The sequence below is a fragment of the Streptomyces sp. NPDC031466 genome (assembly GCF_055581265.1).
Window position 1 is genome coordinate 615,384 of record NZ_JBVIJT010000002.1, and the last position, 24,591, is coordinate 639,974.

Sequence of the window (24,591 nt, forward strand, 5' to 3'; positions counted from 1 at the left end):
CCGGGGCACCGGCGGCTTTCGCTTGCCCGCGGCCACCACCGGCCGCCCCCAGTCGCCGTATTGACATGATCATGCACTGTCACGAGCCTGGCATCCCGCACATCCGTGCCGGACAACCGCAAGGGGGGCTCATGAGACGAAGAGCGAGCGCGAGATCGATCCTCGCCGCTTCCGCACTGCTCGTCGGCGGTCTCGCCGCAGCACCGCACGCCGGGGCGAGCGGACCCGCGACGTCACCGGCCGCCGACGACCCGGCGGCCGTGAAGGTCTACCGGGCCGAGGTCACCAAGGAGCAGCTCCCCCTCCTGATCGAGGCGGGCCAGGACGCCCACGAACTGGCGGGGCAGGCACCCGAGCACGGCACCGGCCGCGTCGAGCTGTATCTGACCGAGGGCCAGGCCGAGGCGATCGAACGCCGGGGCGTCGAACTGCGCGAGCACACGATCTCCCCGGCCGCCGAGCAGCGGGTGCGGGCCGCGGGGGACGGCGTCTACCGGCCGTACAGCGGCAGGGGCGGGCTGAAGGAGGAGATCGTCAGGACCGGGCAGGCCCACCCCGGCCTCACCAAGGTCGTCTCCATCGGCAAGACCGTCCGGGGCAAGGACATCCTCGCCCTGAAGGTCTCCAAGAACGCCGGGAAGACCAGGGACGGCGCCAAGCCGGCCACGCTCTACCTGTCCAACCAGCACGCCCGCGAGTGGATCACCCCCGAGATGACCCGCCGCCTGATGCACCACTACCTCGACAACTACGGCAAGGACAAGCGGATCACCGAACTGGTGAACTCCACCGAGCTGTGGTTCGTGCTCTCCGCCAACCCCGACGGCTACGACTTCACGCACGCCGCCGACGGCGACCGCCAGTGGCGCAAGAACCTCCGCGACATCGACGGCGACGGCGCCATCGCCCCCGGTGACGGCGTCGACCTCAACCGCAACTTCGCCTACAAGTGGGGCTACGACGACGAGGGCTCGTCCCCCGACGCCTCCTCCGAGACCTACCGCGGCGCGGCGCCGATGTCCGAGCCGGAGACCAAGGCGCTCGACCGCTTCGAAAAGCGCGTCGGCTTCGAGTACGGCGTCAACTACCACTCGGCGGCCGAACTGATCCTCTACGGAGTGGGCTGGCAGGTCGCCACGCCGACCCCGGACGACGTCCTCTACCGGGCGCTCGCCGGCACGCCGGAGAAGCCCGCGGTCCCCGGCTACCACCCGCAGGTCGCCTCCGAGCTGTACACCACCAACGGCGAGGCCGACGGCCACGCGGGCAACGTCAACGGCATCTCGATGTTCACCCCCGAGATGTCCACCTGCCAGACCGCCTCGAACGTCGACCCTGACGACGCCTGGAAGCCCGGCGACTGCGCGTCCGTCTTCACCTTCCCCGACGACGAGAAGCTCATCCAGCAGGAGTTCGCGAAGAACGTGCCCTTCGCGCTCGCCGTCGCGGAGACCGCCCGCCACCCCGACAAGCCGGTCTCCGTCACCGGCGCCGAGGCCCCGGACTTCACCCCGGACACCTTCGCCACCTCGTACGCGCGCGGCGGCGACCAGGAAGTCGCCGTGACCGCCCGCAGGTCCGTGCGCGACAAGGAGCTGAGGTACCGCGTCAACAGCGGACGCACGCAGGAGAAGCACCTCAGGGCCTGGAAGGGCGGCGAGACCTACGGCGGGCAGGACAACCTCCACTTCGACGAGTACCGCGCGAAGATCGAGGACGCCCGGGTGGGCGACAAGGTGGAGGTGTGGTTCACCGGCCGCACCAAGAAGGGCCGCACGCACAGCGAGCACTTCACGTACACCGTCGTCGAACGCCCGAGGGCGAGCGCGCTGGTCGTCGCCGAGGAAGGCGCGCCGGCCACCCAGACCAAGAAGTACGTCGACGCACTGAAGGCCAACGGGCGCACCGCCGCCGTCTGGGACGTCGCCGAGAAGGGCGCGCCGCACCCGCTGGGCGTCCTGTCGCACTTCTCCGTGGTCGTCCACGCGACCGGCGACGCCGTGCCCGGGGCGCCCACCCAGCTCGCCCTGCGCGCCTACCTCAACGAGGGCGGCAAGCTCATCGAGTCCGGCGAGCGCGCCGGCGGCGACGTCGACCTGGGGGACGCCCTCACCGACGACTTCGCGCAGTACTACCTGGGCGCGTACGAACGTCTGTCCGCCCCCGGCGTCAAGGGCTTCGAGGGCAGCGGCGCCCTCAGGGGAGTGCGGACCCCGCTCGCGGACGCCGCGGCCAACCCGCTCGACAAGGCCGGCCGCTTCACCGTCACCTCCGACAACCTCCCGCCCGGGCGGTTCCCGCAGTTCAGGAGCGCGGCGGCGGGCTCCTACCCCGGCCTCACCAATCCGTACGCGCCCTTCGCGGGCCAGGGCATGGCGTCGGCCACCCACGCCGACCGGGACTACCAGCGGCTCACCCGCACCCTGGACCTGACGGGTGTCACGGCCGCCGACCGGCCCGAACTGCGGTTCGCGCTCAACTGGAACCTGGAGCCCGGCTACGACCACGGGGTACTGGAGGCCCACACCCCGGGCGCCGACGACTGGACGACCCTGCCCGACAAGAACGGGAACTCCCGGGCCACCGTGCCCGCCGAGTGCGCCGCCGGGTTCCTCATCAACGGCCACCCCTTCCTGCGCCACTACCTGACACGCACCGCGGACGGCTGCACGGCCACCGGCACCAGCGGCTCCTGGAACAGCTTCACGGGCTCGTCCGGCGGCTGGCAGCCCGTCGCCTTCGACCTGAGCGCCTACGCGGGCAAGAAGGTCGAGGTCTCCCTCAGCGCGATCACCGACCCCTCCAGTGGAGGGCGCGGCCTCTTCGCCGACAACGCGGAACTGGTCGTCGGCGGCGCTGTCAAGGAGAGCGAGGGATTCGAGTCCTCACTCGGCTCCTGGACCGCCGCCGCACCCCCGGCCGGGAGCCCCAATATCACAGGCGACTGGCGCCGCACCGGGGAGCTCCACCGGCCCCACGCGGCGGTCACAGCGCGTGACAGCGTCCTCCTCGGCTTCGGCTTCGAACACGTACCCGGAAACGCCGAAAGGGCCGCTCTTATGGGCGCCTCCCTGGCACATCTGCGCAGCTGACGCTGCGTAATCGGGACGAAGGTCCCGTGGTCCGTACCCCTACTGAGGGGTACGGACCTTTGTGCCGCCCGCAGCCCCTCTCGATGTCACTTCACGGGCCTTGGAGAGGTAGGGTCGGAGGCGGTCGGGGACATCCCATACAACTCGCCGGGGTCTAAAACCGGCGTACCAACGAGGAGATCGGTTTCGTGACGATCCGCGTAGGCATCAACGGCTTTGGCCGCATCGGTCGCAACTACTTCCGCGCGCTGCTCGAGCAGGGTGCGGACATCGAAGTCGTGGCTGTCAACGACCTGGGTGACACCGCGACCACCGCGCACCTTCTGAAGTACGACACCATCCTGGGCCGCCTCAAGGCCGAGGTGTCGCACACCGAGGACACCATCACCGTCGACGGCCACACCATCAAGGTGCTGTCCGAGCGCGACCCCGCCGACATCCCCTGGGGCGACCTGGGCGTCGACATCGTGATCGAGTCCACGGGCATCTTCACCAAGAAGGCCGACGCCGAGAAGCACATCGCCGGCGGCGCCAAGAAGGTCCTCATCTCGGCTCCGGCCAAGGACGAGGACATCACCATCGTGATGGGCGTCAACCAGGACAAGTACGACCCGGCGAACCACCACGTCATCTCCAACGCCTCCTGCACCACCAACTGTGTGGCGCCGATGGCGAAGGTCCTCGACGAGAACTTCGGCGTCGTCAAGGGTCTGATGACCACGATCCACGCGTACACCAACGACCAGCGCATCCTGGACTTCCCGCACAAGGACCTGCGCCGCGCCCGCGCCGCCGCCGAGAACATCATCCCGACCACGACGGGTGCCGCCAAGGCCACCGCCCTGGTCCTGCCGCAGCTCAAGGGCAAGCTCGACGGCGTCTCGATGCGCGTCCCGGTCCCGACCGGCTCGGCCACCGACCTGGTCGTGGAGCTCCAGCGCGAGGTCACCAAGGACGAGGTCAACGCCGCGTTCAAGAAGGCATCCGAGGACGGCGACCTCAAGGGCATCCTGTACTACACCGAGGACCCGATCGTGTCCTCGGACATCGTCAGCGACCCCGCCTCCTGCACCTTCGACTCCCTGATGACCATGGTCCAGGAGGGTACGTCGGTGAAGATCCTCGGCTGGTACGACAACGAGTGGGGCTACTCCAACCGCCTGGTCGACCTCACGGCCTTCGTCGGCGGTCAGCTCTAATATCCAGAGCAGGCATTTCGATGTGAGCACAGGGTCTGTCCCGCGCACCGCCGCGCCGGACGGGCCCTGTTGCATGTCACCGCCCTCCCAAGGAGCCCAGTAGTGAAGACGATCGACGCACTTCTCGCCGAAGGGGTCAACGGCAAGCGGGTCTTCGTCCGCGCCGACCTCAACGTGCCGCTCGCCGACGGCACCATCACCGACGACGGCCGCATCCGTGCCGTCCTGCCGACCGTCAAGGCCCTCGCCGACGCGGGTGCCAAGGTCGTCGTGGCCTCGCACCTGGGCCGCCCCAAGGGCGCCCCGGACCCGGCCTTCTCGCTGCTCCCCGCCGCCGAGCGGCTCGGGGAACTCCTCGGCGAGCCCGTCGCGTTCGCGCGGGACACGGTGGGCCCCGCCGCCCACGACACGGTCGGCGGCCTCGAGTCCGGCCAGGTCGCCGTGATCGAGAACCTCCGCTTCAACGCCGGCGAGACCAGCAAGGACGACGCCGAGCGCGGCGAGTTCGCCGAGCAGCTGGCCGCCCTCGCCGATGTGTACGTGGGCGACGGCTTCGGCGCGGTGCACCGCAAGCACGCCTCCGTGTTCGACCTGCCGGCCAAGCTCCCGCACTACGCCGGGTACCTCATCGCCACCGAGGTCGGTGTCCTGAAGAAGCTCACCGACGACGTCAAGCGGCCCTACGCCGTGGTCCTCGGCGGTGCCAAGGTCTCCGACAAGCTCGGTGTGATCGACCACCTCCTGGAGAAGGCCGACCGCATCCTCATCGGCGGCGGCATGGCCTACACCTTCCTCAAGGCCCAGGGCCACGAGGTCGGCATCTCCCTCCTCCAGGAGGACCAGATCCCGGCGGTCAAGGAGTACATGGAGCGCGCCGAGGCGAAGGGCGTCGAGTTCGTCCTGCCCGTCGACGTGCTCATCTCGCCGGTCTTCCCGGACCTGAAGACCAAGGCCCCGGCCAACCCCACCACGGTCGCCGCGGACGCCATCCCCGCCGACCAGGAGGGTCTCGACATCGGCCCCGAGACCCGTAAGCTCTACGCCTCGAAGCTCGCCGACGCGGCCACCATCTTCTGGAACGGCCCGATGGGCGTCTTCGAGCACCCCGACTACGCCGAGGGCACCAAGGCGGTGGCCCAGGCGCTCCTCGACTCCCCGGCCTTCACCGTCGTCGGCGGTGGCGACAGCGCCGCCGCCGTGCGGACCCTGGGCTTCGACGAGAACGCATTCGGCCACATTTCCACCGGTGGCGGCGCCTCCCTCGAATACCTCGAGGGCAAGACGCTCCCCGGCCTCGCGGCACTGGAGAACTGACACCTGATGACTACGCGCACCCCGCTGATGGCGGGCAACTGGAAGATGAACCTCAACCACCTCGAGGCCATCGCCCACGTCCAGAAGCTCGCCTTCGCCCTGGCCGACAAGGACTACGAGGCCTGTGAGGTCGCCGTCCTGGCGCCCTTCACCGACCTGCGTTCCGTGCAGACCCTGGTCGACGGCGACAAGCTCAAGATCAAGTACGGCGCCCAGGACATCTCGGCGCAGGACTCCGGTGCCTACACCGGAGAGATCTCGGGCCCGATGCTGGCCAAGCTCAAGTGCTCCTACGTGGCCGTCGGCCACTCCGAGCGCCGCCAGTACCACAACGAGACCGACCAGCTCTGCAACGCCAAGGTGAAGGCGGCCTTCAAGCACGGCCTGACCCCGATCCTCTGCGTCGGCGAGGGCCTGGAGATCCGCAAGGCCGGCCAGCAGGTCCAGTACACGCTGAACCAGGTCGACGGCGGCCTCAAGGACGTCCCGGCCGAGCAGGCCGAGACCATCGTGATCGCCTACGAGCCCGTCTGGGCGATCGGCACCGGCGAGGTCGCGACCCCCGAGGACGCGCAGGAGGTGTGCGGCGCGATCCGCGGCCGCCTCGCCGAGCTGTACTCGCAGGAGCTCGCCGACAAGGTGCGCATCCAGTACGGCGGCTCGGTGAAGTCCGGGAACGTCGCCGCGATCATGGCGCAGCCCGACGTCGACGGCGCCCTGGTGGGCGGCGCCGCGCTCGACGCGGACGAGTTCGTCAAGATCGTCCGCTTCCGCGACCAGTGAGTATGCGCTAGCGGCAATACGTCGTACCCTTGCGGGGGCCGGGCGGCCTCGGTCATCGAGGCTCCGGCCCCCGTCGTCGATACAGAGTCGATTCAGATCCGAGGAAGTTGGTCCAGCCGTGGTTATGGGGTTCTCGATCGCCCTGATCGTCTTCAGCCTGCTGATGATGCTGCTGGTGCTGATGCACAAGGGCAAGGGCGGCGGTCTGTCCGACATGTTCGGTGGCGGCATGCAGTCGTCCGTCGGCGGCTCCTCCGTCGCGGAGCGCAACCTGGACCGCATCACGGTCGTGGTCGGTCTGCTGTGGTTCGCGTGCATTGTCGCGCTGGCCCTGCTGACGAAGGCGAACAACTGACGCCAGGCACTGGTCGCTTGTCCGGTGCGAGCGCGCGTACGCGGCTTATCATGGGCTGGCGTCCGGGGGTGGGGTGTAACTCCGCACACTGGACGCGCGTTGGGCCTTACGTAAACTGAGGCGCCCGCAGCAGCACCATCACGCAGGGAGTTACGACCGTGGCAAGTGGCAACGCGATCCGAGGAAGTCGGGTCGGGGCGGGGCCGATGGGCGAGGCCGAGCGCGGTGAGTCCGCGCCGCGACTGCGCATCTCCTTCTGGTGCTCCAACGGGCACGAGACGCAGCCGAGCTTCGCCAGCGACGCGCAGGTCCCCGATACGTGGGACTGCCCCCGCTGCGGCTTTCCGGCCGGTCAGGACCGGGACAACCCGCCGGACCCGCCGCGCACCGAGCCGTACAAGACGCACCTGGCGTATGTGCGTGAGCGGCGCAGCGACGCGGACGGCGAGGCGATTCTCGCGGAGGCGCTCGCCAAACTGCGGGGCGAGATCTGAGACTTGGAGTACGGCCGGGCACCGACGAAGGTGCCCGGCCGTTCTCTCGTTCCGTCAGGTGTTCGGCATGTGCCCGGTACGTGAGGCGCGTGTCCGGTACGTGCGGGCACAAGCGCCTTCGGTCCTCTCCTCCCGCTGTCTGATCCATTAGGTTGGGCCAGGGGGGCACTGCACGTACGCGGGTACGAGAGAAGGCTGACGTCCGAGATGAACGCAGAGAGCCGCGCCAGGCTTGACCAGACGCCCGAGTGGACGGCGCTCGCCGCCCACCGCGAGCAGCTCGGGGAGGTGCGACTGCGCGAGCTGTTCGCCGCGGACCCGGCGCGCGGCACGGCGTACACCCTCCAGGTCGGTGATCTGCACATCGACTACTCCAAGCACCTCATCACCGACGAGACGCTGCGGCTGCTGCGCGAACTGGCCGCGGCCACCGACGTGTTCGGGCTGCGGGACGCCATGTTCCGCGGCGAGAAGATCAACACCACCGAGGACCGCGCCGTCCTGCACACCGCGCTGCGCGCCCCGCGGGACGCCGTCGTCATGGTCGACGGCGAGAACGTGGTGCCGAAGGTGCACGCGGTCCTCGACAGGATGAGCGCGTTCTCCCAGAAGGTCCGTTCGGGGGAGTGGACCGGGCACACCGGCAGGCGCATCAAGAACGTGGTCAACGTCGGCATCGGCGGTTCCGACCTCGGCCCGGCGATGGCGTACGAGGCGCTGCGCTCCTTCACCGACCGCGACCTGACCGTGCGCTTCGTGTCGAACGTGGACGGCGCCGACCTGCACGAGGCCCTGCGGGACCTGGACGCCGCCGAGACGCTGTTCGTCATCGCCTCGAAGACGTTCACCACCATCGAGACGATCACCAACGCCACCTCCGCCCGCGACTGGCTCCGCACAGAGCTGAAGGCCGGTCAGGAGGCCGTGGCCAAGCACTTCGTGGCCCTGTCGACGAACGCCGAGAAGGTCTCCGACTTCGGCATCGACACGGCCAACATGTTCGAGTTCTGGGACTGGGTCGGCGGCCGCTACTCCTTCGACTCCGCCATCGGCCTCTCCCTGATGATCGCCATCGGCCCGGACCGCTTCCGCGAGATGCTCGACGGCTTCCACCTCATCGACAAGCACTTCCGCGCCGCCCCGGCCGAGACCAACGCCCCGCTGCTCCTCGGCGTGTTGGGCATCTGGTACGGCAACTTCCACGACGCCCAGTCGCACGCGGTGCTGCCGTACTCGCACTACCTGTCCAAGTTCACGGCCTACCTCCAGCAGCTCGACATGGAGTCCAACGGCAAGTCCGTGGACCGCGAGGGCCGCCCGGTGCGGTGGCAGACGGGCCCGGTCGTCTGGGGCACCCCCGGCACCAACGGCCAGCACGCCTACTACCAACTCATCCACCAGGGCACGAAGTTGATCCCGGCCGACTTCATCGGCTTCGCCGAGCCGGTCGCCGACCTCGCGCCCGGCCTCGCCGCCCAGCACGACCTGCTGATGGCCAACTTCTTCGCCCAGACGCAAGCACTGGCGTTCGGCAAGACGCCCGAGGAGGTGCGCGCCGAGGGGGTGCCGGAGGAACTCGTCCCGCACAAGACCTTCCGGGGCAACCACCCGACGACCACCATCCTCGCCAAGGAGCTGACGCCCTCGGTCCTCGGCCAGCTCATCGCCCTCTACGAACACAAGGTGTTCGTCCAGGGCGCCGTGTGGCACATCGACTCCTTCGACCAGTGGGGCGTCGAACTCGGCAAGGTCCTCGCCAAGCGTGTGGAGCCCGCCCTCACCGAGGGCGCCGAGGTGCCTGACCTGGATGGTTCCACCACGGCGCTCGTCGCCAAGTACCGGGACCTGCGCGGCCGTTGAGCGACGCCGCCGGTTAATCGGGTGCGTGTCCGAGGTCCGGCGGGTGACACTGCTTCGGCTCTGTCACCCGCCGGGAGGGACCCCGTCATGGACCAGCTGCTCACCGCGCTCGCCGACCCCGAGAGACTGCGGCTGTACGCGCGCGTCGTCCTCGACGAGCTGCCGCCCGGCGAGGCGGACTCTCCCGTCGCCCGCAAACACCTGAACCGGCTGCTGGCCGCCGGGCTTCTGAAGCGGCTGCCCGACGGGTCGCTCCGCGCCGACCCCGCCGTCTTCCGGCGCGCGCCCGCCCCGGCGGACACCCACGCCGCCGTGCCCCGGCGCCTCACCGGCTTCTTCTCGCACGGCCGCCTCACGGCCATCCCCGTACGACCCGTCGTGCGCCACGAACTCCTCGTCCATCTGACGGACACCCTCTTCCGGGCCGACCGCGCCTACAGCGAGCGCGAGGTCAACGACGCGTTCCGCACCGTCCACGACGACACCTCCGCACTGCGCAGGTACTGCGTCATGGACGGCCTCCTGGTGCGCGAGCGGGACGGCAGCAGCTACCGCCGCGTCCCCGCCCACGCGTAAGGGCCCCGCACCGGGTGAGGTGCGGGGCCCTTGTCGCGTACCGCCTAGGCGATGGCCGACCGGTACAGCTCCGGAGGGAGCTGGGAGGCCGCCGCCGCGTCCAGCAACCACAGCGTGCGTGCGCGGCCGCGGGCGCCGGCCGCGGGGGCCTGCACCTCGCCCGCGCCGGACAGGGCGATGGCCGCGGCCCCCGCCTTGTCCTCGCCCGCCGCGAGCAGCCACACCTCACGTGCCGAGCGGATCGCCGGCAGGGTGAGCGTGACCCGGGTGGGCGGGGGCTTCGGCGCGCCGTGCACGCCGACCACCGTCCGCTCGCTCTCGCGCACCGCGGGAAGCTCCGGGAAGAGCGAGGCGACGTGCGTGTCCGGGCCGACGCCGAGCATCAGGACGTCGAAGGTCGGCACCGGGCCGTGGTCCTCGGGGCCCGCGGCGGCGGCCAGTTCGGCGGCGTAGACCTCGGCCGCGGCGTCCACTTCGTAGTGACCGTCGGAGGCCGGCATCGGGTGCACCCGGGCCGGGTCGAGCGGCACGGCGTCCAGGAGCGCCTCGCGGGCCTGCGTGTAGTTGCGCTCCGGGTCGCCCTCCGGCAGGAAGCGCTCGTCGCCCCACCACAGGTCCAGGCGCGACCAGTCGATCGCGTCGCGGGCCGGGGAGGAGGCGAGCGCCGCCAGCAGGCCGTTGCCGTTGCGGCCGCCGGTGAGGACCACCGAGGCGTGGCCGCGCGCGGCCTGCGCGTCGACGACCTTCGTGATGAGGCGGGCCGCCGCGGCCTGCGCCATCAGGTCCTTGTCGCGGTGGACGACGAGCTGCGGAGCCGTGCTCACTTGGTCACCGCCTTCTTCGCCGCGGCCTTCTTGGCCGGCGCCTTCTTCGCGGCGGCCTTCTTGGGCGCGGGCGCCGAAGCGTCCTGCCCGTCCTCGGCCCGCTCGGCGTCCTCGGGCTCTCCGCCGGCCGCGGGCCTGTCGGCGTCCTCGGCCTTGGACTCCGCCGTGGACTTTGCCTTGGACTCCGCGTTCGGCTCCGAGGCGGGTCCACCGAGGCGCTCCACGCCGTACTTCAGCGTGGAGGCGTAGGTGTCGTCCGGGTCGAGGCGGCGCAGCTCCTCCGCGATCAGCTCGGCCGTCTCGCGGCGCTTGAGCGCCACCGCGCGGTCGGGCTGTCCCTGGATGGAGAGCGTGGCCAGCGAGCCGTCGGCGCGGTCGAGCACGATGGGACCGCAGTCGGTCTCCATGCGTACGCCGGTCAGGCCGGGGCCCGGCGACAGCGTCCGCTTGACGGGGACGTCGAGGCGGTCGGCGAGCCACATGCCGAGCAGCTCGCAGCTCGGGTTGAACTCCTCGCCCTCCACCTGCACCGAGGTGACCTCGCACGTGACCTGGTCCAGGGCCGCGGCGAGCATGGAGCGCCACGGCGTGATGCGCGTCCAGGACAGGTCCGTGTCGCCGGGGTGGTAGGCCTCGGCGCGGGCGGTCAACTCGTGGATCGGCTGCTCGGCCGCGTAGGTGTCGGTGACGCGGCGCTGGGCCAGCGCGCCGAGCGGGTCCTTGGCCGGGTCCAGCGGCGCGTTCACCGGCCACCACACGACCACGGGCGCGTCGGGGAGCAGCAGCGGCAGGACGACCGACTGGGCGTGGTTGATGACCTCGCCGTACAGCCGCAGGACCACCGTCTCGCCGGTGCCCGCCTCGACGCCGACCCGCACCTCGGCGTCCAGGCGCGAGGTCGTGCGGTCACGGGGCGAGCGGGCGGCGCGCTTGATGACGACGAGGGTGCGCGAGGGGTGCTCGCGCGAGGCGTCGTTGGCGGCCTTCAGGGAGTCGTAGGCGTTCTCCTCGTCGGTGACGATGACGAGGGTCAGGACCATGCCGACGGCCGGGGTGCCGATCGCGCGGCGGCCCTGCACGAGCGCCTTGTTGATCTTGCTGGAGGTGGTGTCCGTAAGGTCGATCTTCATGGCCGACGCCAGCTCCGTCCGTCTCGTGCGAGCATGTCGTCCGCCTCGGTCGGGCCCCAGGTGCCCGCCGGGTACTGCGCGGGCTTGCCGTGCTTGTCCCAGTACTCCTCGATCGGGTCGAGGATGTTCCAGGACAGCTCGACCTCCTCCGTGCGCGGGAAGAGGTTGGCGTCGCCGAGCAGGACGTCCAGGATCAGCCGCTCGTACGCCTCCGGGCTGGACTCGGTGAACGACTCGCCGTACGCGAAGTCCATCGAGACGTCCCGGATCTCCATGGAGGTGCCGGGCACCTTGGAGCCGAAGCGGACCGTGATGCCCTCGTCGGGCTGGACGCGGATGACGATCGCGTTCTGGCCCAGCTCCTCGGTGGCGGTGTGGTCGAAGGGGGAGTGGGGCGCGCGCTGGAAGACCACCGCGATCTCCGTGACCCGGCGGCCGAGCCGCTTGCCGGTGCGCAGGTAGAAGGGGACGCCCGCCCACCGGCGGTTGTCCACCTGCAGCTTGACCGCCGCGTAGGTGTCGGTCTTCGACTTGGGGTCGATGCCCTCTTCCTGGAGGTAGCCGACGGCCTTCTCGCCGCCCTGCCAGCCCGCGGAGTACTGCCCGCGCACGGTGCCCTTGCCGAGGTCCTTGGGCAGCTTCACCGCGCCGAGCACCTTGGCCTTCTCGGCGACCAGCGCGTCGGCGTCGAAGGAGGCTGGCTCCTCCATGGCGGTCAGCGCCATCAGCTGAAGCAGGTGGTTCTGGATGACGTCGCGGGCGGCGCCGATGCCGTCGTAGTAGCCGGCACGGCCGCCGATACCGATGTCCTCGGCCATCGTGATCTGCACGTGGTCCACGTACGACCGGTTCCAGATCGGCTCGAACATCTGGTTGGCGAAGCGCAGGGCCAGGATGTTCTGTACGGTCTCCTTGCCGAGGTAGTGGTCGATCCGGAACACCTGGTCCGGGGCGAACACCTCGTGCACGATCGCGTTCAGGTCCTGGGCGGAAGCCAGGTCGTGGCCGAAGGGCTTCTCGATGACGGCGCGGCGCCAGGAGCCCTCGGGGGCGTCCGCCAGCTCGTGCTTCTTGAGCTGCTGGACGACCTGCGGGAAGAACTTGGGGGGCACCGAGAGGTAGAAGGCGAAGTTGCCGCCCGTGCCCTGGGCCTTGTCCAGCTCCTGGATGGTGGCCTTGAGCTGCTCGAACGCCTTGTCGTCGTCGAAGTTGCCCTGGACGAAGCGCATCCCCTGGATGAGCTGCTGCCAGACCTCCTCGCGGAACGGCGTGCGCGAGTGCTGCTTGACCGCGTCGTGGACGACCTGGGCGAAGTCCTCGTCCTCCCAGTCGCGACGGGCGAAACCAATGAGGGAAAAGCCCGGCGGCAGCAGACCTCGGTTGGCGAGGTCGTACACGGCGGGCATCAGCTTTTTACGGGACAAATCGCCCGTGACACCGAAAATGACCAGGCCCGACGGCCCCGCGATACGCGGGAGCCGTCGGTCTGCGGCGTCACGCAGCGGATTGCTGCTTGACAAAGTGGTCAGCCCTTCGAAGGAGCGAGGCGCTTCAGCTCGGCCTCGGTCGACTTGAGCAGGTCGTTCCAGGAGGCCTCGAACTTGTCGACGCCCTCGTCCTCGAGGAGCCGCACGACCTCGTCGTACGAGATGCCGAGCTTCTCCACGGCGGCGATCTCGGCGCGAGCCTGGTCGTACGTGCCCGCGATGGTGTTGCCGGTGATGGAACCGTGGTCGCCGGTGGCTTCCAGGGTCGCCTCCGGCATGGTGTTCACCGTGTTGGGCGCGACCAGCTCGTCGACGTACAGGGTGTCCTTGTACGCCGGGTCCTTGACGCCGGTCGAGGCCCACAGCGGACGCTGCTTGTTGGCCTGCGCCTTGTCCAGGGCGGCCCAGCGCTCCGAGGAGAAGACCTCCTCGTAGGCCTCGTAGGCCAGGCGGGCGTTGGCGAGCGCGGCCTTGCCCTTGAGGGACTTGGCCTCGTCCGTGCCGATGCCGTCCAGGCGCTTGTCGATCTCGGTGTCCACGCGGGACACGAAGAAGGACGCCACCGAGTGGATCTTGGAGAGGTCCAGGCCGCGCTCCTTGGCCTTCTCCAGGCCCGCCAGGTAGGCGTCCATGACCAGGCGGTAGCGCTCCAGCGAGAAGATCAGCGTGACGTTGACGCTGATGCCGAGGCCGATGACCTCGGTGATCGCCGGGAGGCCGGCCTCGGTGGCCGGGATCTTGATGAGCGTGTTCGGGCGGTCCACCAGCCACGCGAGCTGCTTGGCCTCGGCGGTCGTGGCCTTGGTGTTGTGCGCCAGGCGCGGGTCGACCTCGATGGACACCCGGCCGTCCTGGCCGTCCGTCGCGTCGAAGACCGGGCGCAGGACGTCGGCGGCGTCCCGGACGTCCGCCGTCGTGATCATGCGGATGGCCTCTTCGACCGTGACCTCGCGGGCGGCCAGGTCGGAGAGCTGCTGGTCGTAACCGTCGCCCTGCGAGATGGCCTTCTGGAAGATCGACGGGTTGGTGGTGACGCCCACGACGTGCTGCTGGTCGATCAGTTCCGCGAGGTTGCCGGACGTGATCCGCTTGCGCGACAGGTCGTCCAGCCAGATCGCGACGCCTTCTTCGGAGAGGCGCTTGAGTGCGTCTGTCATGGAATTACATCTCCTACTTCGTCGTATACGGGCGTCAGCGCTGGGCGGCGGCGAGGGATTCCCGCGCCGCCTGGGCCACCGCGTCGGCGGTGAACCCGAACTCCCGGAACAGCACCTTGGCGTCCGCCGAGGCACCGAAGTGCTCCAGCGACACGATGCGTCCGGCGTCGCCCACGAAACGGTGCCAGGTCAGGCCGACGCCCGCTTCGACCGCCACGCGCGCCTTGACCGACGGCGGCAGCACGCTGTCGCGGTACCCCTGGTCCTGCTCCTCGAACCACTCGACCGACGGCATCGAAACCACGCGCGTCGGAACGCCGGCGGCCTGGAGCTGCTCGCGGGCCTCGACGGCGAGGTGCACCTCGGAGCCGGTGCCGATCAGGATGACCTCGGGAGCGCCGCCCTCGGCCTCGAACAGGACGTAGCCGCCCTTGGCCGCGTCCTCGTTGCGCTCGTAGGTCGGCACACCCTGGCGGGTCAGCGCGAGGCCGTGCGGGGCGCCCTTGCCGAACTCCTTGGTGTAGCGCTTGAGGATCTCGCGCCAGGCGATGGCGGTCTCGTTGGCGTCGGCCGGGCGTACGACGTTCAGGCCCGGGATGGCGCGCAGCGAGGCCAGGTGCTCGACCGGCTGGTGGGTCGGGCCGTCCTCGCCGAGGCCGATGGAGTCGTGCGTCCACACGTACGTCACCGGCAGGTGCATGAGCGCGGAGAGGCGGACGGCGTTGCGCATGTAGTCGGAGAACACCAGGAAGGTGCCGCCGTAGATGCGGGTGTTGCCGTGCAGCGCGATGCCGTTCATCTCCGCGGCCATGGAGTGCTCGCGGATGCCGAAGTGGATCGTGCGGCCGTACGGGTCGGCCTCCGGCAGCGGGTTGTCCGCGGGGAGGAACGACGACGTCTTGTCGATCGTCGTGTTGTTGGAGCCCGCGAGGTCGGCGGAGCCGCCCCACAGCTCGGGGATGACCGCGCCGAGGGCCTGGAGGACCTTGCCGGAGGCGGCGCGCGTGGCGACGGCCTTGCCGGTCTCGAAGACGGGGAGCTTGTCCTGCCAGCCCTCGGGCAGCTCGCCCGCGGCGACGCGGTCGAACTCGGCGGCGCGCTCGTCGTTGGCGGTGCGCCAGGCGGCGAAGCCCTTCTCCCACTCGGCCTTGGCCTCACGGCCGCGGTCCAGCGCCTTGCGGGTGTGCGCGATGACCTCGTCGGAGACCTCGAAGGTCTGCTCCGGGTCGAAGCCGAGGACGCGCTTGGTGGCGGCCACCTCCTCGTCGCCGAGCGCCGAGCCGTGCGCGGCCTCGGTGTTCTGCGCGTTCGGGGCGGGCCAGGCGATGATCGAGCGCATCGCGATGAAGGAGGGACGCTCGGTCTCGGCCTTCGCGGCCTGGATCGCGGCGTACAGGGCGGCCGGGTCGAGGTCGCCGTTCTCCTTCGGCTCCACGCGCTGGACGTGCCAGCCGTAGGCCTCGTACCGCTTGAGGGTGTCCTCGGAGATCGCGGTCGCCGTGTCGCCCTCGATCGAGATGTGGTTGTCGTCCCACAGCATCACGAGGTTGCCGAGCTTCTGGTGCCCGGCCATCGAGGACGCCTCCGCGGAGATGCCCTCCTCCAGACAGCCGTCACCGGCGATGACGAAGATGTGGTGGTCGAACGGCGACTCGCCGGCCGGGGCCTGCGGGTCGAACAGACCGCGCTCGTAGCGGGCGGCCATCGCCATGCCCACCGCGTTGGCGACACCCTGGCCCAGCGGGCCCGTCGTCGTCTCCACGCCCGTGGTGTGGCCGTACTCCGGGTGGCCCGGGGTCTTGGAGCCCCAGGTGCGGAAGGCCTTCAGATCGTCCAGCTCCAGGCCGAAACCGGCCAGGTACAGCTGGATGTAAAGGGTCAGGGACGAGTGACCCGCGGAGAGGACGAAACGGTCGCGACCGGTCCACTCCGCGTCCGCCGGGTCATGGCGCATCACCTTCTGGAAAAGGGTGTACGCGGCGGGCGCGAGGCTCATGGCCGTACCGGGATGGCCGTTGCCGACCTTCTGTACGGAATCCATGGCCAGGACGCGAGCGGTGTCAACGGCTCGCTGGTCCAGTTCGGTCCACTCGAGGTCTGTGGTGGTCGGCTTGGTGCTCACCCTGAGTCAGGGCTCCTCTCCACATGTCGAATGCCGGCGATGAGAATCCCACCGGCCGTTGTCGAGCCTACCGTTGCCGGAACGTGCATTTTTTCGAGTCATTCCAGACTGCCGGGCCCCGCGGGGATCCGCCTCCCGAAAGGAATGCGCGGCGATTCGCCATGTGAATAGGGAACCGCTCAAATGTCCGCTCAAAGGTCGTTCGGCAACGCTCATGTGTCCGCTCATGTGTCCGCTCCATGGGCGGTTCACACCTCTGGGGGAGTACCCCACGTGCTCGCCGTACCCCGCGTCCGGCACCTCAACACGACCCCACCCCCGCGAAGGGCTAGGTATGGGCAACGACTACAGTGGCGTGGTACGCGCGAGCCTTTACCGGATCTTCATGTCTGAAGGTCCCGGCCGGTTCGCTGGGATGTCTCTGTCAGGGGTGTGCGTGACGGCCGTTGAATCCCGTCCAGCGGGGGTTTCCGGGACGGACCTTAGCCCGAGCCATCGGCCGTTCGGGGCCCGTGTCAAGGCGTTCGTGGAGCTGACCAAGCCGCGGATCATCGAACTCCTCCTCATCACCACCGTTCCGGTGATGTTCCTCGCCGAGCAGGGCGTGCCCGACCTGTGGCTGGTCCTCGTGACCTGCCTGGGCGGCTATCTGTCCGCCGGCGGCGCCAACGCGCTCAACATGTACATCGACCGCGACATCGACGCCCTGATGGACCGCACGTCGCAGCGGCCACTGGTGACCGGCATGGTCAGCCCCCGCGAGTGCCTCGTCTTCGGCATCACCCTCGCGGTCGTCTCCACGGCGCTGTTCGGTCTCGCCGTCAACTGGCTCTCCGCCTGGCTCTCGCTCGGCGCGCTGCTCTTCTACGTGGTCGTCTACACGATGATCCTCAAGCGCCGCACCTCCCAGAACATCGTCTGGGGCGGCATCGCGGGCTGCCTGCCGGTCCTCATCGGCTGGTCCGCGGTCACCGACTCCCTCTCGTGGGCGCCGGTCATCCTCTTCCTGGTCATGTTCTTCTGGACGCCGCCGCACTACTGGCCGCTGTCCATGAAGGTGAAGGAGGACTACGCGCGCGTGGGCGTGCCGATGCTGCCCGTCATCGCCTCCAACAAGGTGGTCGCCCGGCAGATCGTCCTCTACAGCTGGGTCATGGTCGCCGTCTCCCTGCTCCTGCAGCCCCTCGGCTACACCGGTTGGTTCTACACCGCGGTGGCGCTGGTGACCGGCGGCTGGTGGCTGTGGGAGGCGCACGGCCTGCAGAACCGCGCCAAGGCCGAGGTCACGGGCGGCAAGCTGAAGGAGATGCGGCTCTTCCACTGGTCCATCACCTACGTCTCGCTGCTCTTCGTCGCCGTGGCGGTGGACCCCTTCCTGCGCTAGGCCCTAGGCGCTTTGCGCGGGCGGTGCGTGGGCGACGCCACTTCGAAGGGCTGTCGACCCGATGGGCTACCCGTCGGTAGCATCCTGTCCATGGCAGACACGCAGCAGGTGGACGAGCAGACGGACGACGGCAAGAAGGCCGCCCGCGCGGAGCGCAAGGCGGCCCGGCTCGCCAAGGAGATCGGCGCCTTCGCCCGCGAGCACGGCGGCGCCGAGGGGCAGGTCGCCTACCTCGGCCAGAAGGGCGCCCGCATCGCCCTCGTCGGCGAGGACGGCGGCTGGGGCAACCTGGTGGCGCCCAGCCACGCCGTGGCGCTCAGCGCCCTGGAGAAGGCCGGCGTCACCCTCCACGAGGAGTTCGACGGCGACTTCGCCGCGAAGGTGCGGACCGGCCCCTACGAGTGGACGCGGATGGCCGGGATCCAGATCGGTGGACCGAAGAACGCCTGAGACGGGCTGAAGAACGCCTGGGGCGCGCTGAAGAACGTCGGGGAGCAACACCTGACACAGGGGTCACCCGTTAGGACCGTAGGAGCCAGGTCCATCCAGCGGGGGTCCGCATGATCGAAACGCCGTCCCTGGTGGACCAGTACTGCCATGGCGTCCTCCGTACGGAGCTGGGCCTCGGCACCTTCGAGGCCCACCTCGGCCGGGGCGAGGGTCCGCCCGCCCCGGGCACCACCTTCTTCGACACCCAGACCGGCTTCGCGGTACGCCGCTGGTGCCCGCCGCTGCTCGGCCTCGAACCGCACTGCCCGCCCGCCCGCTATCTGGCCCGGCGCCGCGAGCTGGGCGTCCTGGAGGCGGGACGGCGGCTGCTGCGGGGCAGCGGCATCACCACCTACCTCGTCGACACGGGGCTGCCGGGGGACCTGACCGGGCCCGGCGAGATGGCCGCCACCGGCGGCGCCGAGGCCCGCGAGATCGTCCGCCTGGAACTGCTCGCCGAGCAGGTCGCCGACACCTCGGGCACCGCCGACTCCTTCCTCGCCAACCTCGCCGAGTCCGTGCACGGCGCCGCCGCGGGAGCCGTCGCCTTCACCTCCGTGGCGGGCGCCCGGCACCCGCTCGCCCTCGCGGCGCGGCCGCCGGGCCCCGGCGAGGTGCGCGGCGCGGTGGGACGCTGGCTCGCGGCCCGCGAGGTGGGCGGGGCGCTCGGCGACCCCGTACTGCTGCGGCACCTGCTGTGGGTGGCCGTCGCCTCGGGACGGCCGCTGCAACTGCACGCGGGGGCCGGCGACCCGCAGACCTGCTTCGGGGACTTCGCGCGCGCCACCGCGGGCCTCGGCACCGACCTGGTGCTCCTGCACGGCTACCCCTACCACCGGGGCGCCGCCCACCTCGCCGCCGTCTTCCCGCACGTGTACGCCGACCTCGGCCCCGCCCTCGTCCGCACCGGGGCGCGGGCGGCGGCCGTGCTCGCGGAGATCCTCGAACTGGCGCCCTTCGGCAAACTGCTGTTCTCCAGCGGCGCGCACGGGCTGCCCGAGCTGCACGTCGTGGGGGCCCAGCTGTTCCGTGAGGCGCTCGGGCGGGTCCTTGGCACCTGGGTCGCCGAGGGGGCGTGGTCGCTCGGCGACGCGCAGCGTGTGGCGGGCCTGATCGCGGCGGGCAACGCCCGCCGTGTGTACGGGCTAGACCGCCGAGAGCCGTGAGTCGTCCGCCTGCGCGGGCACCTCGACCACGGGCAGCGGCCGCTCCCGCAGCGACAGCAGGACGCGCAGCACGGCGATCCACACCAGGCACGAACCGAACATGTGCAGGCCGACGAGGATCTCCGGCAGGTCCGTGAAGTACTGGACGTAGCCGATGGCGCCCTGCGCGAGGAGGACCAGGAACAGGTCGCGGGTGCGGGCCAGTGGACCGTGCGGCGCGTCGACCGCCTTGAGGACGAACCACAGGGCGAACGTGAGAGTCACCACGATCCAGGCGAGGACCGCGTGCAGCTTGGTCACGCCCTCCCAGTCCAGGCCGACCGGGGCGAGGTTCATCCGGGGCACGTCGCTGGAGTCACCCGCGTGCGGCCCCGCGCCGGTCACGACCGTGCCGACCGCGATCAGCAGCACCGCCGCCGCCACCAGGAACCACACCAGCTGCGCCACAGCCTTGCCGACCAGCGGACGCGGCTCGGTGTCGCCCTCGCGGGAGCGCTGCCACATGGTGGCGGCGACCGCGATCAGGGCGGTGGAGAGCAGGAAGTGCGCGGCGACCGTGTACGGGTTCAGGCCGACCAGGACGACGATGCCGCCGAGCACGGCGTTGCCCATGACCAGCCAGAACTGGGTCCAGCCGAGCAGGAGCAGGCCGCGCCGCACCGGCTTCTGCGAGCGGGCGGCGATGATCGCCCAGCCGACGGCCGCGCACAGCACGTACGTGAGCATGCGGTTGCCGAACTCGACGACGCCGTGGAAGCCCATCTCGCTGGTCGCGGTGAGGGAGTCCTGCGTGCACTTGGGCCAGGTGGGGCAGCCGAGCCCCGAGCCGGTCAGCCGGACGGCGCCGCCCGTGACCACGATGACGACGGTCATGGCGAGCGAGAGGAAGGCCGCCCGCTGGACGGTCCGCTGGGCGGGGGTCCAGCGCTCGGCGATGAAGGCGAGCGGGTTCCGCGCGGCTTGAGCGAGGTCGGCTCGGGTCACGTTTGGCACGCCCACCATCGTAGGGGGCCGCTTGTGCACGGCTTCACGAGGGGGACGTATCCGGCGTTCGGGCCGCGTGGCGCGCTGCTGCACGGGCTACTCCCACGCGCTGCCCCTGCGCGCCGCTCCCACGCGTTACTCCCAGCGGAAGAACCTCGCCGCCGCGCCCAGTCCGAGCACCGCCCACACCGCGAGGATCGCCAGGTCCGCCCACGGCATGCCCGCGCCGTGCCGCAGCACGTCCCGCAGCCCGTCGGAGAGCGCCGCGATGGGCAGCAGCCCGAGCGCCGTCTGGGCCGCGTCCGGGAACTTGTCGAGCGGCACGATCACCCCGCCGCCGACCAGCAGCAGCAGGAAGACGAGGTTCGCGGCGGCCAGCGTCGCCTCCGCCTTCAGGGTGCCCGCCATCAGCAGGCCGAGGCCCGAGAAGGCCGCCGTGCCGAACACCAGGAGCAGCAGCACCCACAGCGGGTTGCCGTGCGGCGACCAGCCGAGCGCGAAGGCGATGGCCGTGAGCAGCACGATCTGGAGCACCTCGGTGACCAGCACGGAGAGCGTCTTGGCCGCCATCAGGCCCCAGCGGGGCAGCGGGGAGGCGCCGAGCCGCTTGAGCACGCCGTAGCGCCGCTCGAAGCCGGTCGCGATGGCCTGGCCGGTGAACGCCGTCGACATCACGGCGAGCGCGAGGATGCCGGGCGCGAGGAAGTCGACGGCCTTCCCGTCACCCGTGTCCACCACGTCGACCGCGCTGAACAGCACGAGCAGCAGGGTCGGGATCACGACCGTGAGGAGGAGCTGCTCGCCGTTGCGCAGCAGCATCTTGGTCTCCAGCGCGGCCTGCGCGGCGATCATGCGCGGCAGCGGGGCGCCGCCCGGCTTCGGCGTGTACGTTCCGGCGGCGCTCATCCGCGCAGCTCCTTACCCGTGAGCTCCAGGAAGACGTCTTCCAGGGTGTGGCGTTCGACCGAGATCCTGTCGGGCATCACCCCGTGCTGGGCGCACCAGGAGGTGACCGTGGCGAGCAGCTGCGGGTCGACCGTGCCGCTCACGCGGTAGGCGCCCGGGGTCAGCTCCACCGCCGCCGAGTCCGGGGGCAGGGCCTTGAGGAGCGAGCCGACGTCGAGGCCGGGGCGGCCGGTGAAGCGCAGGGTGTTCTCGGCACCGCCCCGGCACAGCGCGTCGGGGCTGCCCTGTGCGATGACCCGGCCGGCGTCGATGATCGCGACGTCGTCGGAGAGTTCCTCGGCCTCGTCCATGTGGTGCGTGGTGAGGATGACGCTGACGCCGTCGCGGCGCAGATCGCGTACGAGGTCCCAGGTCGCCCGGCGCGCCTGCGGGTCGAGGCCCGCGGTCGGCTCGTCCAGGAAGACCAGGTCGGGCCTGCCGACGACGGCCATCGCGAGCGCGAGGCGCTGCTGCTGGCCGCCCGAGAGGCGCCGGTAGGTGGTGCGGCCGCACGAGCCGAGCCCCAGGCGCTCGATGAGGGCGTCCACGTCCAGCGGGTGGGCGTGCAGCTTGGCGACGTGGCGCAGCATCTCGTCGGCGCGGGCGCCGGAGTAGACGCCACCCGACTGGAGCATCACGCCGACGCGGGGCCGCAGCGCGGCGGCCTCGCGCACCGGGTCGAGGCCGAGGACGCGGACGGTGCCCGCGTCCGGCCTGCGGTATCCCTCGCACGTCTCGATCGTGGTGGTCTTGCCGGCGCCGTTGGGGCCGAGGACGGCGGTGATGCCCGCCCGGGCCGTCAGATCGAGACCGTCGACCGCGGTCTTGGTTCCGTACCGCTTGACCAGACTCTCGATCTGGACGACGGGCTCTTCTCGCATGGTGGACCAGTCTAGGGACGGACGGCGGGCGCCGGGCGGGCGGGGCACCGGTCAGTGATCGTTTCCGCAGGTCAGCTTAGGTTTGCCTAAGTGACGCAGCGCACCACGCGGTGATCATGGCGCGGGTTGTCAGCCTCTGAGGAATTACGCAACAATGGCGTTGTGAAAAACGTTGGCGAGGCTCCGCAGGAGGAACTCGCGACCGGTGAGCGGTCCACCCGCAACCGCGTCGCGCGCTCCATCCTGGACCACGGCCCCTCCACCGTCGCCGATCTCGCGAAGCGCCTCGGCCTGACCCAGGCCGCCGTCCGCAGGCACCTCGACGCCCTCGCCCATGAGAACGTCGTCGAGCCCCGCGAGCAGCGCGTCTACGGCGCCCGCACCCGCGGCCGCCCCGCCAAGGTCTTCGCGCTGACCGACTGCGGGCGCGACGCCTTCGACCAGTCGTACGACAAGCTGGCCGCGGACGCGCTCCGGTGGATCACCGAACAGCACGGCGAGGAAGCGGTCGTCGCGTTCGCCCGGGCGAGGATCACCGCCCAGGCCGAGACGTACCGGAACGCGATCGACGCCGCACCCGCCGAGCGGCGCACCGAGGCGCTGGCCAGGGCGCTGACCGCCGACGGGTACGCTGCCACGGCGCGCACCGCGCCGGTCGGCGAGCAACTGTGCCAGCACCACTGCCCGGTCGCCCATGTCGCCGAGCAGTACCCGCAGCTGTGCGAGGCGGAGACGGAGATGTTCTCCGCGCTGCTCGGCACGCATGTGCAGCGCCTGGCCACCATCGCCCACGGGGACGGCGTCTGCACGACGTTCATCCCGCGCAGCGGCGGCAGCGGCGCCGGCACCACTCAGACCACCCCATCAGCATCAGCAAGTACGGCCGGGAGGAACCCCGCATGACGCTCCCCACGGAGACTGCCCACCCCGAACTCGAGGGTCTGGGCACGTATGAATACGGCTGGGCCGACTCCGACGTCGCCGGTGCCTCCGCCAGGCGCGGCATCAGCGAGGACGTCGTCCGGGACATCTCGGCCAAGAAGTCCGAGCCGGAGTGGATGACCAAGCTCCGCCTCAAGGGCCTGCGCCTGTTCGACAAGAAGCCCATGCCGAACTGGGGCTCGGACCTCTCGGGCATCGACTTCGACAACATCAAGTACTTCGTGCGCTCCACGGAGAAGCAGGCGGAGTCCTGGGAGGACCTGCCCGAGGACATCAAGAACACGTACGACAAGCTCGGCATCCCCGAGGCGGAGAAGCAGCGCCTCGTCTCCGGTGTCGCGGCCCAGTACGAGTCCGAGGTCGTCTACCACCAGATCCGCGAGGACCTGGAGGAGCAGGGCGTCATCTTCCTGGACACCGACACGGCGCTGAAGGAGCACCCGGAGCTCTTCAAGGAGTACTTCGGCACCGTCATCCCCGTCGGCGACAACAAGTTCGCGTCGCTGAACACCGCCGTGTGGTCCGGCGGCTCGTTCATCTACGTCCCCAAGGGCGTGCACGTCGACATCCCGCTCCAGGCCTACTTCCGCATCAACACGGAGAACATGGGCCAGTTCGAGCGGACGCTGATCATCGTCGACGAGGGCGCCTACGTCCACTACGTCGAGGGCTGCACCGCGCCGATCTACAAGTCGGACTCGCTGCACTCCGCCGTGGTCGAGATCATCGTGAAGAAGGGCGGCCGCTGCCGCTACACGACGATCCAGAACTGGTCGAACAACGTCTACAACCTGGTCACCAAGCGCGCCGTGGCCTACGAGGGCGCGACCATGGAGTGGATCGACGGCAACATCGGCTCCAAGGTGACGATGAAGTACCCGGCCGTCTACCTCATGGGCGAGCACGCCAAGGGCGAGACGCTGTCCATCGCCTTCGCGGGCGAGGGCCAGCACCAGGACGCCGGCTCCAAGATGGTCCACATGGCGCCGAACACGTCCTCCAACATCGTCTCCAAGTCGGTGGCGCGCGGTGGTGGCCGCACCTCGTACCGCGGCCTCGTGGAGATCGGTGAGGGCGCTCACGGCTCGAAGTCGAACGTGCTGTGCGACGCGCTGCTCGTCGACACGATCTCGCGCTCGGACACCTACCCCTACGTCGACGTCCGCGAGGACGACGTGTCGATGGGCCACGAGGCGACCGTCTCCAAGGTCTCCGACGACCAGCTCTTCTACCTGATGAGCCGCGGCATGACGGAGTTCGAGGCCATGGCGATGATCGTGCGCGGCTTCGTCGAGCCGATCGCCAAGGAGCTGCCCATGGAGTACGCCCTGGAGCTCAACCGGCTGATCGAGCTGCAGATGGAAGGGTCGGTCGGCTGAGTCCGGCGACCGTCCCCGCAGCGAGCAG

The 24,591-nt window shown here is 70.2% G+C and carries 21 protein-coding genes; 13 read left to right on the top strand and 8 right to left on the bottom strand.

Annotated features, from left to right (window positions below; all coding sequences use genetic code 11):
- Positions 1-131: 131 nt before the first annotated feature.
- The 8 genes from ACZ5GP_RS05610 to ACZ5GP_RS05645 all read left to right on the top strand — a co-directional run bounded on the left by ACZ5GP_RS05610 (position 132) and on the right by ACZ5GP_RS05645 (position 9,673).
- Entirely contained in the window at positions 132-3,092 is a 2,961-nt protein-coding gene (locus tag ACZ5GP_RS05610) for a M14 family metallopeptidase (protein ID WP_468749536.1), read from the top strand.
- A 188-nt stretch (positions 3,093-3,280) separates the two neighbouring features.
- Entirely contained in the window at positions 3,281-4,291 is a 1,011-nt protein-coding gene (gap, locus tag ACZ5GP_RS05615) for a type I glyceraldehyde-3-phosphate dehydrogenase (RefSeq protein WP_358583811.1), read from the top strand.
- Between the two features lie 102 nt (positions 4,292-4,393).
- Positions 4,394-5,605: a phosphoglycerate kinase gene (locus ACZ5GP_RS05620; protein WP_468749537.1), complete on the top strand. Its 1,212-nt coding sequence runs from the start codon at positions 4,394-4,396 to the stop codon at positions 5,603-5,605.
- A gap of 6 nt (positions 5,606-5,611) precedes the next feature.
- Positions 5,612-6,388, top strand: coding sequence for a triose-phosphate isomerase (gene tpiA / locus ACZ5GP_RS05625; RefSeq protein WP_468749538.1), 777 nt, complete (start codon positions 5,612-5,614; stop codon positions 6,386-6,388).
- 124 nt (positions 6,389-6,512) lie between these two features.
- A complete protein-coding gene (gene secG / locus ACZ5GP_RS05630; protein WP_358583805.1) occupies positions 6,513-6,743 on the top strand; it encodes a preprotein translocase subunit SecG in 231 nt (76 codons plus the stop codon).
- Positions 6,744-6,901: 158 nt separating this feature from the next.
- Positions 6,902-7,237, top strand: coding sequence for an RNA polymerase-binding protein RbpA (locus ACZ5GP_RS05635; protein WP_003957010.1), 336 nt, complete (start codon positions 6,902-6,904; stop codon positions 7,235-7,237).
- Between the two features lie 207 nt (positions 7,238-7,444).
- Positions 7,445-9,097 carry a glucose-6-phosphate isomerase gene (gene pgi / locus ACZ5GP_RS05640; RefSeq protein WP_468749539.1) on the top strand — a complete coding sequence of 551 codons (1,653 nt, stop codon included), beginning with the start codon at positions 7,445-7,447 and terminating at the stop codon, positions 9,095-9,097.
- Positions 9,098-9,409: 312 nt separating this feature from the next.
- On the top strand, positions 9,410-9,673 hold the full coding sequence (locus ACZ5GP_RS05645; RefSeq protein ID WP_468749691.1) for a DUF2087 domain-containing protein: 264 nt from the start codon (positions 9,410-9,412) through the stop codon (positions 9,671-9,673).
- A 44-nt stretch (positions 9,674-9,717) separates the two neighbouring features.
- Here ACZ5GP_RS05645 and pgl read toward each other — a convergent pair whose 3' ends face one another.
- Genes pgl through tkt form a run of 5 tightly spaced genes read right to left on the bottom strand, consistent with a single transcriptional unit; the run spans position 9,718 to position 16,393 of the window.
- Complete coding sequence (gene pgl, locus ACZ5GP_RS05650) at positions 9,718-10,497, bottom strand: 6-phosphogluconolactonase (RefSeq protein WP_468749540.1); 780 nt, start codon at positions 10,495-10,497, stop codon at positions 9,718-9,720.
- A complete protein-coding gene (gene opcA / locus ACZ5GP_RS05655; RefSeq protein WP_468749541.1) occupies positions 10,494-11,627 on the bottom strand; it encodes a glucose-6-phosphate dehydrogenase assembly protein OpcA in 1,134 nt (377 codons plus the stop codon). Before opcA ends, pgl begins: the two co-directional genes overlap by 4 nt.
- On the bottom strand, positions 11,624-13,147 hold the full coding sequence (zwf, locus tag ACZ5GP_RS05660) for a glucose-6-phosphate dehydrogenase (protein WP_468749542.1): 1,524 nt from the start codon (positions 13,145-13,147) through the stop codon (positions 11,624-11,626). The genes opcA and zwf overlap by 4 nt, the downstream gene beginning before the upstream one ends.
- A gap of 5 nt (positions 13,148-13,152) precedes the next feature.
- The gene (tal, locus tag ACZ5GP_RS05665; protein WP_468749543.1) at positions 13,153-14,271 is read right to left on the bottom strand and encodes a transaldolase; all 1,119 of its coding nucleotides are present in this window, start codon (positions 14,269-14,271) and stop codon (positions 13,153-13,155) included.
- Between the two features lie 34 nt (positions 14,272-14,305).
- Positions 14,306-16,393 (bottom strand): transketolase, encoded by a 2,088-nt coding sequence (gene tkt / locus ACZ5GP_RS05670; RefSeq protein WP_468749544.1) that lies wholly within the window; start codon positions 16,391-16,393, stop codon positions 14,306-14,308.
- 430 nt (positions 16,394-16,823) lie between these two features.
- Here tkt and ACZ5GP_RS05675 point away from each other — a divergent pair, with 430 nt between their 5' ends.
- From ACZ5GP_RS05675 to ACZ5GP_RS05685, 3 genes are all read left to right on the top strand, one after another.
- Positions 16,824-17,777: a heme o synthase gene (locus ACZ5GP_RS05675; RefSeq protein WP_358583829.1), complete on the top strand. Its 954-nt coding sequence runs from the start codon at positions 16,824-16,826 to the stop codon at positions 17,775-17,777.
- A 90-nt stretch (positions 17,778-17,867) separates the two neighbouring features.
- On the top strand, positions 17,868-18,227 hold the full coding sequence (locus ACZ5GP_RS05680) for a hypothetical protein (protein ID WP_468749545.1): 360 nt from the start codon (positions 17,868-17,870) through the stop codon (positions 18,225-18,227).
- Positions 18,228-18,337: 110 nt separating this feature from the next.
- The gene (locus ACZ5GP_RS05685) at positions 18,338-19,432 is read left to right on the top strand and encodes an amidohydrolase family protein (protein WP_468749546.1); all 1,095 of its coding nucleotides are present in this window, start codon (positions 18,338-18,340) and stop codon (positions 19,430-19,432) included.
- On the opposite strand, the gene ACZ5GP_RS05690 is transcribed toward ACZ5GP_RS05685, so the two are convergent.
- The 3 genes from ACZ5GP_RS05690 to ACZ5GP_RS05700 all read right to left on the bottom strand — a co-directional run bounded on the left by ACZ5GP_RS05690 (position 19,412) and on the right by ACZ5GP_RS05700 (position 22,242).
- Entirely contained in the window at positions 19,412-20,434 is a 1,023-nt protein-coding gene (locus tag ACZ5GP_RS05690) for a COX15/CtaA family protein (RefSeq protein ID WP_468749547.1), read from the bottom strand. The two genes, ACZ5GP_RS05685 and ACZ5GP_RS05690, sit on opposite strands and share 21 nt — an antisense overlap.
- Before the next feature lie 117 nt (positions 20,435-20,551).
- Positions 20,552-21,322, bottom strand: coding sequence for an ABC transporter permease (locus tag ACZ5GP_RS05695; RefSeq protein WP_468749548.1), 771 nt, complete (start codon positions 21,320-21,322; stop codon positions 20,552-20,554).
- Positions 21,319-22,242 carry an ABC transporter ATP-binding protein gene (locus tag ACZ5GP_RS05700; RefSeq protein ID WP_468749549.1) on the bottom strand — a complete coding sequence of 308 codons (924 nt, stop codon included), beginning with the start codon at positions 22,240-22,242 and terminating at the stop codon, positions 21,319-21,321. The genes ACZ5GP_RS05695 and ACZ5GP_RS05700 overlap by 4 nt, the downstream gene beginning before the upstream one ends.
- A 162-nt stretch (positions 22,243-22,404) precedes the next feature.
- Between ACZ5GP_RS05700 and ACZ5GP_RS05705 the strand changes: the two genes are divergently transcribed.
- Positions 22,405-23,145 carry a helix-turn-helix transcriptional regulator gene (locus ACZ5GP_RS05705; protein ID WP_468749550.1) on the top strand — a complete coding sequence of 247 codons (741 nt, stop codon included), beginning with the start codon at positions 22,405-22,407 and terminating at the stop codon, positions 23,143-23,145.
- Positions 23,142-24,563 (top strand): Fe-S cluster assembly protein SufB, encoded by a 1,422-nt coding sequence (gene sufB / locus ACZ5GP_RS05710; protein ID WP_468749551.1) that lies wholly within the window; start codon positions 23,142-23,144, stop codon positions 24,561-24,563. Before ACZ5GP_RS05705 ends, sufB begins: the two co-directional genes overlap by 4 nt.
- The last annotated feature ends 28 nt before the right edge of the window (positions 24,564-24,591 follow it).

Coding starts and splice junctions, on each gene's coding strand:
- sufB (WP_468749551.1), top strand. CDS start 23,142: ATGACGCTCCCCACGGAGACTGCCCACCCCGAACTCGAGGGTCTGGGC.
- ACZ5GP_RS05680 (WP_468749545.1), top strand. CDS start 17,868: ATGGCAGACACGCAGCAGGTGGACGAGCAGACGGACGACGGCAAGAAG.
- ACZ5GP_RS05610 (WP_468749536.1), top strand. CDS start 132: ATGAGACGAAGAGCGAGCGCGAGATCGATCCTCGCCGCTTCCGCACTG.
- tpiA (WP_468749538.1), top strand. CDS start 5,612: ATGACTACGCGCACCCCGCTGATGGCGGGCAACTGGAAGATGAACCTC.
- opcA (WP_468749541.1), bottom strand. CDS start 11,627: ATGAAGATCGACCTTACGGACACCACCTCCAGCAAGATCAACAAGGCG.
- ACZ5GP_RS05685 (WP_468749546.1), top strand. CDS start 18,338: ATGATCGAAACGCCGTCCCTGGTGGACCAGTACTGCCATGGCGTCCTC.
- ACZ5GP_RS05695 (WP_468749548.1), bottom strand. CDS start 21,322: ATGAGCGCCGCCGGAACGTACACGCCGAAGCCGGGCGGCGCCCCGCTG.
- ACZ5GP_RS05690 (WP_468749547.1), bottom strand. CDS start 20,434: ATGGTGGGCGTGCCAAACGTGACCCGAGCCGACCTCGCTCAAGCCGCG.
- pgi (WP_468749539.1), top strand. CDS start 7,445: ATGAACGCAGAGAGCCGCGCCAGGCTTGACCAGACGCCCGAGTGGACG.
- secG (WP_358583805.1), top strand. CDS start 6,513: ATGGGGTTCTCGATCGCCCTGATCGTCTTCAGCCTGCTGATGATGCTG.
- ACZ5GP_RS05700 (WP_468749549.1), bottom strand. CDS start 22,242: ATGCGAGAAGAGCCCGTCGTCCAGATCGAGAGTCTGGTCAAGCGGTAC.
- tal (WP_468749543.1), bottom strand. CDS start 14,271: ATGACAGACGCACTCAAGCGCCTCTCCGAAGAAGGCGTCGCGATCTGG.